Raw genomic sequence first — 15,723 nt, 5'->3', positions numbered from 1 at the left:
TTTAAACAGTATTGTATAAGATATTTGATCACGGTTTATTACCCTAACAAAAAAATCTCACTTACATGGATTTAATTTTTAGCTCCAATTTAAAGTCATTCCAAAATTTTTACTCAAGTCATAAACCATCTAAAGTAATCTCAATACTTTGTATGATTGGTTTTTTCTTTTTTAGTGAATTAAATTCCTATGGCCAACAGGCAGAAAGTCAAAAGGTTCAATTTAGTGTTAGCCAGGGAACAACAGAAGTATACGGTTCAGTAGATATTATATGGCAGTTTGTTTTTTTTGGAAACCCCTATCTTAAACTCACCTATAATAATCTGGTTGTTGAAAGCATTCGCTATAAAGGTATGTTGTATCGGGGCGATAGTAATTTTAAAAAATATATTTCATTTCCTTACACGGTTAAGGACAAAACAAACCCAATTACAATATCTGCCAACATTTTAATCCCTGAAAATTATGGATCTTTTCTTTCGGTGAACCGTCAAGCCGGAGCTAGTACAACTTATCAAGGTCCTGTGTATGGATTCTCGGATTCTTATGATATGGAAAAAGTCATTTCTAAATTAAAAATGGCAAGCTCAGATAAATTCTCGGAAAGTGACGTGTGGGAAAAGTCCGAAATAGACGGGTTTCGTATACAGGTGCTCAGTCTATCTTCAAATATTATTTATGAGATTACGAATAAGTTAGATACCGGAATTTCAGATCAGAAAAAAGCTGAAGCAGAGAAAAAGGCAAAAGAAGAAAAAGCAGCAGCAGAAAAGAAAGCACAAGAGGAAAAAGAAGCAGCAGCCAAAAAAGCAGAAGAAGCGAAAGCGGCTACCGACACAAGTGAAACAGCTTCAGGTAGTTCAGGATCTCAAAAAAGTGATGATGAGGTTTCTAATTCTAAGGAAAATGATAATCAAGACTCTGAAACTGATGAAGAAGGCGATAACGGAGATACTTATGATGACCGTGAGGAGAATACTACTTCCGAAAATTCGTCAGATACCATACACTTTAGCTATACCCGCGAGCAGCGACAAGCTTTTATGCAAAAACAACGTGAAGCCCAATTAAAAAAGTCTGTAGAAAACACCACCAATGCGGTCATTGGAGCTGCCAACAAAATAATGGCAGATAATCAGAAAAAAATGCTTGAAGAACAGACACAAAAATTACAAGCTTATCGTTCGGCCGAAAAAAACTATCATAATCGAATTGGTTATTTTGGGGAACATTGGAATACGATTTCACAAATAGCCAAGTCCGAATCATTAACCTTTAATAATGCTCTCAAATCAAGCCATGGAATATTTTACGGCTTGGTGTTGACAAAATCAGTTACCGGTCAACAAAATATGATGGCTATGCAAATGGATCAAGCGGATTACAACCAATTAAAATATCGGATATATAATTCCAGAATATTTCCTATTGACATTAGAAATTTGACCGACGTCCCGGATAATAAAAAAGAAGCGGTAGTAACCAAAGCCATAAAAGAACAACTCATTGGAGATCAGAAAAATTACATTATTGCCTTTGCCGATAACGCCGATACCTTGCAAAACTATTTAACAGAAGCGCAACAGCTAGATTCTCAGGTTCAATTTACAACTAAAGATGGTACTTTTAATAATCAGTATGATGCCGGCCAGTTTAGTTCCAGAAATCTCCTTGAGCAGAGATCCTTAACTAGCATGATTAAGGACAATTCGATTGCCTCGGGAACCAAAGTGTGCTACATGGAGAATGGAAACGTCCTCATTATAAACGGATCACGGTACATCATGTTTAGTAACCTTAATTATTTTAAGTCTTATTCTAAAACTAATGTCAATAGTCAAATAAACACGTATAATAATTGGGTGAAAGAAATGTATAAGTACTCACCGTTATTTCCGGAAGCAGTAGTTGATAACCAACTATACCTTCCCAATATGGGTTATGTTTCGGACACCCACGCCGAGCTTCTCGATGGTGAAATGGTAGATGTAAATAAATATCAATTGCCGAAGCTTTACTATCCTGCTAACGGTAATTTGGATCATATTTTGGTGCTTTCTAAACAAGGTCAAAATAGCGAGCTTCCAACTTATATCAAATACGATTTCCACTCCTTTAATCAATACACCAATTCTTCCCAAGACAAAATTTACCGGCCAATCATGATGATTGGTAAATACCTTGGCTATCAAGAAAACGCAACCGGTATACAGTCAGCGCATGGATTTTCAGATAATTTACTAACGAAAGAGAATATTGTGGAAATGTATCCGGCATTATGGTTGAAGAACATCTCAAAAACCGGAAACGAAAACGGAAGTTTAAATTTTACTTATAATAAGTTGAAAAGCTATAATTCATGGATTAGTAAATATTATGATTTTGAATGGTATTTTGGGAACAAAATAAAATATACCGATGAAAAAATAGGAGATCGGTACCTCTTTAAAACCAAAAACATCAAATTTACGCGGTATAAAATTGTAGAATCGGTGCCTGTAATTGCTGTCGAATATCGTAACTATTCTCAAAATGGAGGCAGTGCTAACGACCTGTTTAACCAATTTAATCAAAACGTAAATGACAAGGTCGACAAAAATGAAATATCCCAAAGCTATGGTGAACAGTTAAAGAACTATTATAGAATGATTTATAGCGACCATTACCATACCAAGGATTTAACAACCCGCAATTCAATAACGGCTGTTCAAGAGAAACCTTTTTACGTCATGTTCAACGGTCAGGAATTAAATCTGACAAGTCAGAATGCAAGTTTTGAAGGTGGACTTACCGCATTTGATTTTCTTTACCAGTCCATAAAGAAAGTCAAGCCCAAAGACAATATTTCGGCAACAATCACTGAAAATATGCCTGTAGAAATTTTAGATAAGAAGAATAAAAAAAGTGATCTTGTAAATCGATCTACCTTAGAATCCGGTTTTGACAAAATCAATAAATATGAAATTACAGAAGTTTATCCCAAAAGGAATCAAGATGAGGTAGCCGCTGAAAAAAAATCTGATGCTGAGGCATTTTTAAAAAATAAACCCGAACCGGAAAGTAATATGACTATGGACGAAACTATAGCTTTCCTAAAGGAGAACATACATTATTTTAACAAAAAAACAGAACCTCTAACTAAAAATAATTCCTCATTAATAGATGGACTGCATGAGGATTTTCACGACTCGTATAGCTTAGACTCTCTGGAAATTACCGGTAATAATTTAAATGCGTTTACGTATACTCACTTTATAAATGATAAAAATGAAGTAACAAAAATTTGGTATAAGACAACAATACCCCTGAATCTCATCAAAAAAATTGATCTGGAAATGTTTGGCAATAAGGTGTTTACCATTGCACCATACTATCATTGGCTTGATATTAGTATGAATGCCCCCTGGTTGCGATATTTAGAAACCAACGATGAATTTTTAAAGGAGAGCAACATTTTTTCAAATGACGACATTAACAAGGTAAAATTTGTTGAATCTCCATTAAGTGTAGATTATGATAGGTCTGATAGTAAAAGCATGGCTATAATAAAGGCTCTCAAGCATTTAGCTTCTTTAAACATTCAGAACAATGCCAAATCGCTATCTCAAAAATAAGGTTTTACTAGTCATAAATTGCTAATTATCAAAATCGGTGCTATCTGATCAATTGAGGGATTCTTTTTAAACTTCGATAAGTTTTAGTTTCGAATTAGTTCTCAGTGTAACAAGGAATTCGGTTTGCCGGATTCTTTTTTAATTTCACACGCCTTGGAGTTTTGGATTACAACATTTGTTAACCCTAATCTCAAAACAATTTATTATATTGGCTTTCAAAGTTTTATAATTCTTTCAACTAACCAACCACCCTCATGAAAGTAAAAGAACACAAAACCGAACGCCTTCATGCTTTAGATGCCTTACGTGCCATTATGATGATGCTCGGGATCGTTTTGCATGCCACCATCACCTATATTGGCGGGAAACCATCCTCCGGATGGCCACTGCGAGATCCAAGTGCAGAGAATTTGTTTTTAGACTGGTTATTATCTACCATTCATAATTTTAGAATGCCCATTTTCATGCTGATCGCAGGTTTTTTTGCAGCGCTGTTGTTCTACGATCGGTCGCCTAAAAAAATGATCATCAACCGCGCGAAGCGTATCCTTTATCCTTTTTTAGTTTTTATAGTACTGCTTTGGCCCCTGGTTACCGTGGCGTTTTCCTATTCGAATGCCGTGTTTAATTATTCGGAATCTTTTAATTCGGTTATTGGCCACATGTTCGTCAATACAATCTGGGATAGTTTTACGCAGCTTAAAAGTTTTATTCCTAAAACCACCATGCATTTGTGGTTTTTGTATTACCTGATTTTATTTTCTGCGGCATCATTTGCTTTGGGTAGCCTTTTCAAAAACCAAAAAAAGCTTACGCATAAGATAAGCACCATTTTTGATCGAATCTTATTGCATCCCATTTTGAGAGTTCTCATTTTTCCCTTATCTACCTTCGGGATTTTATTGATCATGCAATCGAGTTGGGTAAACACTTCAACCAGTTTTATCCCAGATTTCGGAACCTTCTTATTTTATTTCTCATTTTATATGATTGGTTGGGTCTTATTCCGATCAAAACACCTCTTACCGGTGTTCTTACAATACGACCGCCTTTTCCTGGCTATCGCTGGCGGACTGTTTACGGTTTATTTTTTCTATTCTGATGGCTTGTCCTGGCAGGGTATCGCCCTGTTGAAATCGCTAACCGTATGGCTCTTTATTTTTGGTTTTATGGGTGTTTTTATGCGCTATTTAGGCAAACATTCTCCGTTGATGCGCTATGTTTCCGATTCGGCGTATTGGGTGTATTTATTGCATTTACCGCTTACGGCCTTTATTCCCGGGCTTATAGGCCACTGGCCTGTGCCTAGCTTTGTAAAGTTCCTGATCGTCGTTTTCCTAACTTCTGTACTGTGTTTTGCTACCTACCATTATTTTGTGCGGACTACCTTTATCGGAAAGTTTTTGAATGGCAGAAAATATTCCAGAAAATTATCTGAAATAAAAGAAGTAATACCCGCACCTAAGGTTCAACCGGTTTTGGATAAGTAAACCTGAATTCTCAAAAACTAAAAATACTCGACAAACAACACCACAATTTCTATTTTTTAAGACCTTACTTATAAATGTAAGAAATTATTTCTTAAGTTTATTCGGGCGAATAAGTTTCGCCCATACTTCCACCAAATTTTTAAACCACCAGATTTAGATTTTTAAACAAGACGCTGCGCTTGCTTTTTAGTTGGCGTAGGCGATTAAATAGTAATTAATTCCTAATCTGAACAACATGACACGTATTATTTTAAAAAACATTATTCCTACCGTCGTCCTAGCACTGTCTTTAACGAGTTGTGGTGAGGAAATTCATAAACCAATAATGAACAAGAATAGAACAAGAACCGAAAACGAATTAATTCAGAATTGTAAAAACTGGTATGAAAACACCAAGCATGAGCTATTCATTCTACAATTTTCAGAATCTACAGAATGGGATCATGTTTTTATATCTAAAGGAGATGAAGGTGATATAGCTGAAGTGCCCTTGATTATTCCAAAAGGATTTGGTTTAAATATAGAGAACGATCCAACTATTAAATATCATTTCAGAATTTTTTTCATGCCACAACCAAAAAATCAATTTGAGGTATTTACCAGAATAATTGGTACTCGTGATACTACCTTTGTAAATAATGATTCTGATTTCAACTACTACCACATTAAACCTCATTTTAATGGTTATGAGATGATTGTTAATTCTAAGAATGAGCCACAAAAATTCAATAAATACAAGGATGGAAAGCTGGAAGAAGAAATCTCAATTTACCTTCCAAGAAATCAATAATGGTTACAGTCACACGATTACTATGTTTTTTTCTAACCTCGTCTCTTGTTTCAGGGCAAAACATATCGGGCTCTTGGAATTGGACCTACAAAGCCAAACATCAATCTACAATTACCTTAAAGGAAACGCGTCCAAACAATTACAAAGGAAATTATTGTAGTGTGTTTTTCAACGGTATGAAAATAGATTGTGGAATCGATCAGGGTTCTAACGGTATATTTTTAACAAAAACAAATGAAAATATATTTACGGGAACTTTTGAATGTAGTTTTTCAAATACCTACGGAACGCTTAAATTAGAATATCTGCCGGATTCAAAACGTATTAAAATTGAAGTTTTGAAGAAACCGAAAGGGGAATTTTATTTGCCGAGTGATGTTGTATTTAAAAAATAATTATGAAAAAAATAATTCTAACTTCTTTGATATTTTCAACGCTAATATGTGCCTGTAAAGCACAGAATTCTATTAATTCTAGCGATCTTACTGTTAATGACGTTCAGATATTATTTCAAGACGTATCCAAATTATCTTCAAATTTTGGACAACCCCAAAGAGTATTAAATGATTATTCAGAAATGGATGAAAAGAGTTCCTTAATATATGAATACTCTGGAGCAGAATTTTATGTCATGGATAATAAAATTGTTTCTTATAAACTAAATGATAAGCAGTTTTCATTTTCAAGGTTCCAAATTAAAGTTGGTGACAAGATTGACGATATTAGAAATCTTTTTCCTGACAGTTATCACAAAAAAAATGAGGGTTCGATAGTCATTCAAATTTTGAATAATGACTTGTTTTTAGGTATAGATTACCATGAAACTACTAAAAAGATTTTATCAATTGGTATTTACTCATATTAATAATGGTTAATAGTTAAATGAGAATGCCTTAATTAAGAATTTATTTTGAAAAAATTAAAAGATGAATGCTATTTGCCGAAAAACATTGTTTTTAAAAATTTAAATAAAAAACAAACGCTCATACTGGTTTTTAATTTCCTGATTGTTTTTTCCTTTTCCCAAAACAAGCCAACGTCTTATCCGAATTTTATTGGTCAAAATCTGATTTCCATTTCTGAAAATCCTGATTGGAACATTTTAGATAAGGCGGATGGCGACCTGAACAATGATGGAAAACTGGATGTAGCTTTAATTCTTGAATCAAGGGATAGCCTTTATGAAAAAAGATGCGAACCTTGTTATGTTCATAAAAATAAAGCTCGAATTATTTTAATATTACTGAATCAAAGCAATTCCCAAAAGGTCATAATTCAAAACAATCTTTTTATAGCACGCGGGGATGAGGGTGGTATGGCTCCTTATATAGAACCGGAACTATCCATCGAAAAGCACTTGTTAAATATCGACTATCAATATACCCGTTCGCATCTCTCTTATACCTTCAAGTTTAAAAATAATAGGATGATTTTGGTCAGTGCAAAAAATAGTGGAGTCACCGCAGCAACAGGTGATTTTGAGAGTAACGCATTTGATTTTATTAAAAATATTATCGTTACAGAGACTGGAAATATTTCAGAAGAAGAATCAAAAATTGATACATTAGAAATAACCGTCAAGCCAAAGATACTCTCTGAGTTTAAAAAAATGTATGACTGGCAAGTAGCCAAATTTAAATATTTGTAATACTTGATACGATCTTAAAGAAAAAGTCAAGCGTACTATTCCTCAAATTTTCCCTACCTTTAATACCATCAACAAACTTAAAACCATATATCATGCTTGGCATTTTACTTTCAAAACGCGGCAAAACCAAAACCATTTATGTCCTTCTTGTAGCTTCAATCGTTCTTATCGGTATCGGAACGGCACTACTCGTTTAAGCCTATGGCTATAAAACCTCGAAAACTTTTCAGGATCATCTGGTTTAGTCTGGTTGCCGTATTTTTTATTTGGCAATATCGCACTTATCAAGCGCGCGACTTACCTAAAAACACCTTTACTAGTAACCATAAAATTACGGTTACCGAAACGGCAGACCAGATTATTTTCAAGCCAACGACTTCAACGTTTAAAAACGAGATTATCTTTTTTCAAGGCGGACTCGTAGACCCGGAAGCCTACGCACCCCTGTGCCGTAACATCGCCAAACAAGGTTTTACCTGTCACCTCATTAAGATGAATTGGCGCATGCCGGTCTGGGATTATAACAAAATAAAAACCTTGTTCAACCTGCCGGAAGGGCATTATATTTTAGGTGGACATTCCCAGGGCGGAAAAATGGCAGCACAATTTGTTTACGAAAATCCCGGGGTTCTCAAAGGTTTATTTTTGATCGGCACCTCGCACCCCAGAGATATCGATCTTTCAAACCGTACTTTGCCTACCTTAAAACTCTATGGCGCATTAGACGGTTTAGCCAGCGTTCCGGAGGTTATAGAAAATAAAGACAAACTTCCTAAAAATACCCAACTCATCGAACTTCCAGGCGCAAATCATTCGCAGTTTGGTTATATCGGTAAATTACTAACCGATAACGACGCGGCGATCTCCCGGGGAAAACAGCAAGAGCTAACACTTAAATACCTCATCGCCTTTTTTAAAACGGTTGAAAACGGAACCTAATTTATTGTATCTTAGGCTTTTCAAAAACCTTCCCTAAGCCAAAACAACGCCGTCGTGCTGATGTTGTTGATTATATCTAATAGCGTAAAACCTCTGATATGATTAGCTTTTTCATTGCATTCTATTTACTAGCCACGCTCGGCATCGGGTTCTGGGCCTCCAAAAAAATTAAGACTTCCGACGATTTCACCCTGGCCGGAAAAAGCCTGTCCACCGCCTTTGTGGGGGTTACACTGTTTGCCACCTGGTTTGGAAGCAGCCAGATCATGGGGAATCCCGGTTTTTTTATTAAGAATGGTTTTACTTCCTACTTCACACTGGTGTTCACCAATATTATATGCTTGTTTGTTGTGGGGCAGTTCTACGCCCGAAAATTGTACCGCATGAATCTGGTAACCATCAATGATTTTTTCAGGAAGCGTTTCAGTAAAAAACTAGAACTTACCTCTTCCGTGATCATGGTATTGTCCTATCCACATTGGATTGCAGCCCAGTTTGTAGCCCTGGCCTATTTATTTCACGCGGTTATGGGGATTCCTGTAAATTATGGGATTTTACTGGGCGCTGCCATCGTGGTGTTCTATACCTATATCGGGGGGATGTGGGCCGTGGCCTATACCGATATGGTGCAGAGTATCATGATCGTGCTCGGAATGATTATTTTATTGTACGAAGTACTCCATCAAACCGGTGGCATCAGCCCGATATTTGCCGACCAACCTAAAGCATTTTTTAGGATTTTTCCAAAGGGCGGCCTGGCGGAATGGTCCGATTACCTGGCCTTGTTACTCGCTTTCACGGCTGGCACCATTCCTGTTCAGGAAATCTACCAACGGGTATTCTCAGCCAAAGATGAAAAGGCGGCGCGCTCCGGGTTATTTCTAGGTGGTCTGTTGCTCGTAATCATTCCCACGATACCCCTGATCATCGCTTTAGGTGGTGTATATGTACACCCGGAATTGCTCAACGCTCAGGATCATCAGGCCATTGTTCCTGCTTTGGTAAACATCATGACTTCCGTGCCGGTACAGATCCTGTTTTATGGCGCCATGATCTCCGCCATTTTAAGTACCTCCAGTGGTGCCATGCTGGCTCCGGCCACCGTGATTGGCGAAAACCTCATCAAACCCTATGCGCCAAAGCTCTCCGACAAACGTTTACTGTTATACACGCGCTTAAGCGTGATCCTTGTGGCTTTAGTATCCTGCTATTTTGCCTATTCTAATGCCGACATTGTACGCCTTGTAGAAGCCTCGCTCAGCCTGATTCTGGTATGCCTCTTCGCGCCCTTTACCTTCGGGCTCTTCTGGAAAAAAACATCCACAACCGGCGCCTGGGCCGGGGTGATCCTGGGTGGTGGCGTTTGGTTGTTTTGCTTTTTTTATGATACCCAAATGGCCCCCACGATTTATGGGACTGTTGTGAGTTGTTTGGGGGTGGTTTTGGGGAGTTTGGTGGGGCCTGAGAAAAGGGGTAGAGATTAATTAGGGTTCTTATTTTATTTGAATTGGATTTCCAATTTTTATTTAAATTTTGTCAGAATAATAATTCAAAATTATTAATTTTACAATAGAACCAACCACCAAATTATGAGAAACCCTAAATGGCATAGGGACGAGATTATTTTGGCTCTAGAGTTATATTTTAGAACAGAACCCGGTCAAATTCATGCCAGTAATCCTGAAATAATAGAATTATCCTATATTCTTAATAAGCTACCTATTCACAAAGAACGTCCAGACCAAGTCAAATTTAGAAATCCAAATGGAGTGGGTTTAAAATTGAGTAATTTTTTAGCAATTGATCCTAACTATAATGGAAAAGGAATGCAGTCCTTTAGCCAATTAGATGAAAAAGTTTTTAATGAATTTGTCGATAACAAGAGTGATCTCATTCGAATAGCAAATCATATTAAGGAGACATCTTCTGATAAAGACTTAAGTCTTCAATTGTATCGAATTGAAGATGAAATGGATGATGTAGAGGTTAAAGAGGGTAATGTCATTTACAAACTTCACAAACATTACGAGCGAAATTTCAAAATTAACAAAATGAAAAAGGATCTATTTTTTAAAAAATTTGGGAAGTTAACATGTGAGGTTTGTGATTTTGATTTTTATCACAAATATGGTGAGTTAGGAAAAGGTTTTATTGAATGTCATCATCGAAAACCTTTATTTGAAATTCAAAAAGAAACACAGACAAAGCTCGAGGACTTAGCCTTAGTTTGTTCCAACTGTCACAGAATGCTTCACAGAAATTTGAATGCAATGAGTATTCAAGATTTAAGAAATCTAATAACTTAATTTACCACAGTTTTAATATCTCTTGTTAAAATTCCCCCAATCCCAACCCCATTACCCATCCCAACCCAATTTTTTTGTAAATTAGAGTCTTCAATCTTTCCTTTTTAGAACTTTTCAAACCCGGTTATGGTATGTGGATCGCATAGCATACGCCTACACCTGTGTGGCTTTCCATAGTTTATAATTACAAACCAGACTAGTAATCAAAACATTATAAAAATGGAAGCAAAACAAATCGACCCATCGCATATCATGCAAGTTGGGATGGGATTCTGGGCCTCAAAAACCTTACTTACTGCCGTAAACATGGGGTTATTTACCCATTTAGCCAAGGGCGCCATGTCCGGAAAACAGATCAGGGAAAAACTCGGGCTGCATGAGCGCGGTCTTTATGATTTTCTGGATACCCTGGTAGCTTTGGGATTCCTGAAGCGCACCGGAATTAAAGCTTCGGCCATGTATTCCAATGCCGAGGATGTTGATGTATTTCTCGATAAGAACAAACCCAGCTATATGGGTGGACTTCTGGAAATGTCTAACAACCGCCTTTATCCGTTTTGGAACGATCTCGAAACCGGCCTAAAAACCGGAAAACCACAGAACGAAGCCAAGCATGGCGATAAACCGCTGTTTGAAGCCATCTATTCCAGTGAAGAACGACTCCGCGAATTTGTATCAGCCATGGGCGGTATCCAAATGGGCAACTTTATGACCTTTGCAAAGAACTTCGACTTTTCCAATTACAAAACCTTGTGTGATGTAGGTGGTGCCGGCGGCCATATGGCATGCCAGGTAGCGCTGAACAATCCGCACATGAATTGTATTTCCTTCGACTTGCCGGCTGTAAAACCTATCGCCATGGAAAACATTAAAAACATGGGGCTAAGCGACCGGGTAACTGCCGTGGCAGGTGACTTTTTTGAAGATGAACTCCCCAAGGCAGACATCATTACCATGGGGAATGTGCTGCACGACTGGGGTGTGGAAGACAAAAAAATGCTCTTAACGAAAGCGTGTAAAGCCTTGCCTAAAGGTGGTGCTTTGGTAGTGATCGAAAACATCATCGACGACGATCGCAGTAGTAATGCCTTCGGCTTGATGATGTCGCTCAATATGAATATCGAAACCGACCAAGGCTTCGACTTTTCTGCTGCCGATTTTAGCACATGGGCCAACGAATGTGGTTTTACCAAAATATCAGTCATGCCACTCACCGGACCTACAAGCGCCGTGATTGCGATCAAGTAATAATCTAAAATATTTTTCAAATTGAAAGTCCGAATCAAAACATGATTCGGGCTTATTTTATTACCAGAGCACCAAAAATTTAAAATTTTCGACAAACATTCAACAATATTAAAAACCAGGTTTTTTTGATTTGAACATTATATATTCTTATAACTATGCGTACAAAAATACTTTGTATTCTAGGTAGCCTGCTAAGCATGGTGTGCCTATCTCAGGAGAATGATAGTATCGTGTTTAAAAATGGTATTGATAACCCAAGTCTGTTAACCACCCATCATTTCGGTATTTTTAGTTCTAGAATAAATACCAACTTTAAACTTCAATCGCCCCAAAAAACAACCTTCACCTTCAATCATATTAGCGGGAATACCTTTCATCCCTATGTTGAAGCGTATTTCCCCAAAGATCCTACAGTCAGAGAGCAATTAAGTCACATCATTTGGCATGATCGCCCGTTCAATTTTATAGATCAGGAAACCACACCTGCCGATTATATGAACATTGTGGTTGATGCCGTAATTAAGGCGTTTCGGGTTGGCATAAGCATCCCCCTTTCCAAGACCCATGAGCTCGACATTCAATTAAGATCCTATGTCATAACGAAAGGAACGTATCCTTTTTCAATCTTTACCGGTGATGAAATCATTGAATTTTTTCATAGCCATATTGCGGGAGGCGAAGACCCTTATGGTAGAAAATATTACGGATTTGATCAGGTGCATTTTGAATATTTGGATCGAAATGGTAACACCCTACAACTTAACAACAATGATTTTTTTATCGGAGGTATTGAACTGAATCATTTCTATTATCCAAAGCTCAAGATGAACAAAAACGCCCATGTGTTTTTAAATTTCGGCACGCATCTGGGTTTAAATACCTCTAAATATAATACGGCTGTGGATCTCGGTGTTTCGGCAAATGCCGTTAAACAAATACCCTTAAAGAACAACTTGGAATTTAATGTGGCAGTAGGCGCAAATGTTTTGCGTAAAAATGTCATCAATTTTAAAGAGGTTATGGATCTGGGAAATAATCCATATTTAGCGACCCTGGAAGGTAATCTTGAACTTGTAAGATTTACGAAACGTAAAAACTACAATGCTTTCGGAGTTAATTATCAAATTCAATCCCGCTACAATAAAAAAGTAGAAGCCGATTATTATAAACTTTTAGGCAAGTGGCGCGAAATAAACGGCGGTTGGCAACACGGGGTAGAAACCCTTTACAAGGCGCTTTCGAACTGGTCGTTTATTTATACTTACGGTACCCCAAAACTGCAGTTATCGTTATATATTAAAGAAGATTTCGTTGTAAATAATGCGCCCGATCTTCAAACAGGTATCGGCTTAAAAGTTCCTGTTTTTAAATGAAACGAAGGCCTATCCTTAACCGGTAACCAGACACCTGATAGTCATAGCAAGCCATGAACGTTTCAGGCATCTGGATCGGTTACAATCACATGAATCACCTAATTGGTGATCAAAAATTCTTTGGATTTTGTATCAAGAATGAGGCGACTCTCATTTATAGCCTGATTACCCATCCAACCCCCAATGCGTGTAAATGGGGTTACCAAAGGTTGCAGGAAAGCATACATATCTACACATGAAACGCGCTTCATTGTTAATTTAGCTCCTCCAATACTAAGTGGATAATCACTTGATTTACTGTTAATATAGATTTTATCCTCCCAGCTTTTGGCTCCAAAACTTTCTACGGGAGTAGAGGCGTCTGAATATTTTTCAAAGCGTTGTTTGGTGGTAATTAATCCAAAGGCTGAACATCCGGAATCATACAAGAACTCATACTTCTTACCATCTACGATCGCGGGAAGCATCACACGGCGTCCCGGAAAATCAAATGCTTTGAAACCCTTGAGACCCTGCATCCACTCCGGACGTTGTTCAAAAAACTGGATGGTCTGATTCTTAAAATCAATGGAGGTGATCCGATCTACCAGGATATCACTACCAATAGCGCCAATATTAATATTGATTTTTGAGTTAAATTCAGCTGAAAACGTATTCCCATAGTTCGGATAGATCTTTACCATGGATAAGGTAACAGGTTGCCCTCCCAATTTTAATTTTAAGGATTTCACAAACCGGAACCCATCTTTTTGAACTTCCTCAATAGCATAGCCCAAATTCCGCAATGACTTAAGATCCTTTTCATAGAAGAAGGAATCAGGAGCCCCTGTATCAAATTGCATATACAGGTTGTGTTCAAGGTCTTGAATCTGGACAGGTATTAAAAGACCCGTCTGGTATTCGATGTGTCCTTCTACTTTCTGGTTGGTCCATTTAAAATGCATCGCTTGAGATCCATGAGTGAGCTCTAAATACGCCGGGCGTTCTTTAAAATACTTGTTGTTAAAATGTCTGATCCCGAAGATTCCAAGAATTAATGCAAGGCCTATGAGCCCTAATACGCTGTAACCGATAATTTTTTTCATGATAAATAAAATTTTGAATAACTAATTTCCGGAGGCAAAGAAATAAGGAATCTCAGTAATACAGCGGGTTTTCATGCCGCCATTTTTACGACAATTTCAGTTGTAGGTCTAAATAAGACGAAAAGAAACGTTTAAAAAATCAAAGTCCTGGTGTTGGATCTTTACAGCCGTACGAATGATCACAACGATATTAAAAAGATAGGCCATAAGTGCTGTAATCAATACGAGTGGGATACCGGGAAATAGTTTTGAAACGGTAAAGGGCATTAAAATGAGTAACAAGGATAAAATTAATGTGAACAAAATTTGAAAATTAACAATGCGTCGACCTACCTCATCAACGAATTGTGAATCCCGATTATTCCTCCAAATAATAATGGGCAGAATTAAATTTCCGAATGGAATACCAAGAAAGGAAAAGGCTGATAAATTGATCATCTTGATCGTTGAGATTTCAGAATCCCGAGAACGTTTTGTGTGGAGATATTGCGCCTGTAAGGCCGAAGGCTCCATATGGAACTCTTCTGCCAGAGCGTTTAAAGTATACCCTTTAGGGATTTTATTGGTGTTTTCTAAACGCTGAATTGTGCGTAAGGACAGACCTGTTTTAGTCGCTAAATCAGTCTGGGTATACCCTTCTTTTTCTCTTATGGATTTAAGAACACTCACAAAAAAGTAATGTTTGAACAAATATAATTTAGATTTTTTGAACCCGTTATGTTTTGGAAATAAAAAACCCCAAAGAAAACTATTCTTCAGGGTTTTAGGTGGTCCCACCTGGGCTCGAACCAGGGACTTTCTGATTATGAGTCAGATACTCTAACCAACTGAGTTATAGGACCGATTATATTTTTCTTTAAGCCATTGCTTCCCGTACCCTGTTTTCAGATACTTCTCACGCTTTCTGGCTTCCTGTCTCGTTTCATAAGTCTCGAACAAAAATAATTTCCAGGGACGATACCCTTTGGTGCTTTTTGTCCTTCCGGCATTATGTTCTTTTAACCTCTTTTCAACATTAGAGCTCATTCCAACATAAAACCGTCCATCTTTTTCACTTATTAGAACGTAAACAAACATGTTTCCTTGTTTAGTCAGATACTCCCTGCCTGCCTTACCGGCAGGTAGGCGGTTAACCAACTGAGTCCTGCCTGCCATGCTGCCAAGCAGGCAGGTATAGGACCCGAAATCGGACTGCAATATTACTACTATTTTTAAAATACTGCAAACCTT

General features: G+C 37.4%; 14 protein-coding genes and 1 tRNA gene. 11 read left to right on the top strand and 4 right to left on the bottom strand.

Annotated elements, in window-relative coordinates; translation table 11 throughout:
• Positions 1–65 precede the first annotated feature (65 nt).
• The 11 genes from ABD682_RS03585 to ABD682_RS03535 all read left to right on the top strand — a co-directional run bounded on the left by ABD682_RS03585 (position 66) and on the right by ABD682_RS03535 (position 13,408).
• Entirely contained in the window at positions 66–3,614 is a 3,549-nt protein-coding gene (locus ABD682_RS03585; RefSeq protein ID WP_344739078.1) for a hypothetical protein, read from the top strand.
• 254 nt (positions 3,615–3,868) lie between these two features.
• Positions 3,869–5,104 (top strand): acyltransferase family protein, encoded by a 1,236-nt coding sequence (locus tag ABD682_RS03580; RefSeq protein WP_344739076.1) that lies wholly within the window; start codon positions 3,869–3,871, stop codon positions 5,102–5,104.
• 235 nt (positions 5,105–5,339) lie between these two features.
• Positions 5,340–5,894 carry a hypothetical protein gene (locus ABD682_RS03575; protein WP_344739074.1) on the top strand — a complete coding sequence of 185 codons (555 nt, stop codon included), beginning with the start codon at positions 5,340–5,342 and terminating at the stop codon, positions 5,892–5,894.
• Complete coding sequence (locus ABD682_RS03570; protein WP_344739072.1) at positions 5,894–6,289, top strand: hypothetical protein; 396 nt, start codon at positions 5,894–5,896, stop codon at positions 6,287–6,289. The genes ABD682_RS03575 and ABD682_RS03570 overlap by 1 nt, the downstream gene beginning before the upstream one ends.
• 2 nt (positions 6,290–6,291) lie before the next feature.
• Positions 6,292–6,759 carry a hypothetical protein gene (locus tag ABD682_RS03565; RefSeq protein WP_344739070.1) on the top strand — a complete coding sequence of 156 codons (468 nt, stop codon included), beginning with the start codon at positions 6,292–6,294 and terminating at the stop codon, positions 6,757–6,759.
• 45 nt (positions 6,760–6,804) lie between these two features.
• A complete protein-coding gene (locus ABD682_RS03560) occupies positions 6,805–7,542 on the top strand; it encodes a hypothetical protein (protein ID WP_344739068.1) in 738 nt (245 codons plus the stop codon).
• 201 nt (positions 7,543–7,743) lie between these two features.
• Positions 7,744–8,481, top strand: coding sequence for an alpha/beta hydrolase (locus ABD682_RS03555; protein WP_344739066.1), 738 nt, complete (start codon positions 7,744–7,746; stop codon positions 8,479–8,481).
• 98 nt (positions 8,482–8,579) lie between these two features.
• Positions 8,580–9,965 carry a high affinity choline transporter 1 gene (locus tag ABD682_RS03550; protein ID WP_344739064.1) on the top strand — a complete coding sequence of 462 codons (1,386 nt, stop codon included), beginning with the start codon at positions 8,580–8,582 and terminating at the stop codon, positions 9,963–9,965.
• A 105-nt stretch (positions 9,966–10,070) separates the two neighbouring features.
• On the top strand, positions 10,071–10,787 hold the full coding sequence (locus ABD682_RS03545; protein WP_344739062.1) for an HNH endonuclease: 717 nt from the start codon (positions 10,071–10,073) through the stop codon (positions 10,785–10,787).
• A gap of 219 nt (positions 10,788–11,006) precedes the next feature.
• Positions 11,007–12,035 (top strand): methyltransferase, encoded by a 1,029-nt coding sequence (locus ABD682_RS03540; RefSeq protein WP_344739060.1) that lies wholly within the window; start codon positions 11,007–11,009, stop codon positions 12,033–12,035.
• Positions 12,036–12,190: 155 nt separating this feature from the next.
• Positions 12,191–13,408 carry a hypothetical protein gene (locus ABD682_RS03535; RefSeq protein WP_344739058.1) on the top strand — a complete coding sequence of 406 codons (1,218 nt, stop codon included), beginning with the start codon at positions 12,191–12,193 and terminating at the stop codon, positions 13,406–13,408.
• Between the two features lie 98 nt (positions 13,409–13,506).
• On the opposite strand, the gene ABD682_RS03530 is transcribed toward ABD682_RS03535, so the two are convergent.
• The 4 genes from ABD682_RS03530 to ABD682_RS03515 form a co-directional block, all read right to left on the bottom strand.
• On the bottom strand, positions 13,507–14,493 hold the full coding sequence (locus ABD682_RS03530; RefSeq protein WP_344739056.1) for a hypothetical protein: 987 nt from the start codon (positions 14,491–14,493) through the stop codon (positions 13,507–13,509).
• A gap of 108 nt (positions 14,494–14,601) precedes the next feature.
• Positions 14,602–15,162 carry a magnetosome magnetite crystal formation protein family gene (locus ABD682_RS03525; RefSeq protein ID WP_344739054.1) on the bottom strand — a complete coding sequence of 187 codons (561 nt, stop codon included), beginning with the start codon at positions 15,160–15,162 and terminating at the stop codon, positions 14,602–14,604.
• Positions 15,163–15,261: 99 nt separating this feature from the next.
• Positions 15,262–15,335, bottom strand: a tRNA-Ile gene (locus ABD682_RS03520).
• Entirely contained in the window at positions 15,313–15,570 is a 258-nt protein-coding gene (locus tag ABD682_RS03515) for a GIY-YIG nuclease family protein (RefSeq protein ID WP_344739052.1), read from the bottom strand. Before ABD682_RS03515 ends, ABD682_RS03520 begins: the two co-directional genes overlap by 23 nt.
• Positions 15,571–15,723: the final 153 nt, after the last annotated feature.

Origin of the sequence: Gaetbulibacter aestuarii (genome assembly GCF_039537665.1) — a bacterium.
GTDB classification, from domain to species: Bacteria; Bacteroidota; Bacteroidia; order Flavobacteriales; family Flavobacteriaceae; genus Gaetbulibacter_A; species Gaetbulibacter_A aestuarii.
Note: the sequence above shows the minus strand (reverse complement) of the source record. Positions and strands in the feature narration are given on the sequence as shown.

Bases quoted from the DNA above. Each gene is read 5' to 3' on its own strand.
- ABD682_RS03575 (WP_344739074.1), top strand. From the start codon at position 5,340: ATGACACGTATTATTTTAAAAAACATTATTCCTACCGTCGTCCTAGCA.
- ABD682_RS03545 (WP_344739062.1), top strand. From the start codon at position 10,071: ATGAGAAACCCTAAATGGCATAGGGACGAGATTATTTTGGCTCTAGAG.
- ABD682_RS03550 (WP_344739064.1), top strand. From the start codon at position 8,580: ATGATTAGCTTTTTCATTGCATTCTATTTACTAGCCACGCTCGGCATC.
- ABD682_RS03555 (WP_344739066.1), top strand. From the start codon at position 7,744: ATGGCTATAAAACCTCGAAAACTTTTCAGGATCATCTGGTTTAGTCTG.
- ABD682_RS03580 (WP_344739076.1), top strand. From the start codon at position 3,869: ATGAAAGTAAAAGAACACAAAACCGAACGCCTTCATGCTTTAGATGCC.
- ABD682_RS03515 (WP_344739052.1), bottom strand. From the start codon at position 15,570: ATGTTTGTTTACGTTCTAATAAGTGAAAAAGATGGACGGTTTTATGTT.
- ABD682_RS03530 (WP_344739056.1), bottom strand. From the start codon at position 14,493: ATGAAAAAAATTATCGGTTACAGCGTATTAGGGCTCATAGGCCTTGCA.
- ABD682_RS03565 (WP_344739070.1), top strand. From the start codon at position 6,292: ATGAAAAAAATAATTCTAACTTCTTTGATATTTTCAACGCTAATATGT.
- ABD682_RS03570 (WP_344739072.1), top strand. From the start codon at position 5,894: ATGGTTACAGTCACACGATTACTATGTTTTTTTCTAACCTCGTCTCTT.
- ABD682_RS03540 (WP_344739060.1), top strand. From the start codon at position 11,007: ATGGAAGCAAAACAAATCGACCCATCGCATATCATGCAAGTTGGGATG.
- ABD682_RS03585 (WP_344739078.1), top strand. From the start codon at position 66: ATGGATTTAATTTTTAGCTCCAATTTAAAGTCATTCCAAAATTTTTAC.
- ABD682_RS03535 (WP_344739058.1), top strand. From the start codon at position 12,191: ATGCGTACAAAAATACTTTGTATTCTAGGTAGCCTGCTAAGCATGGTG.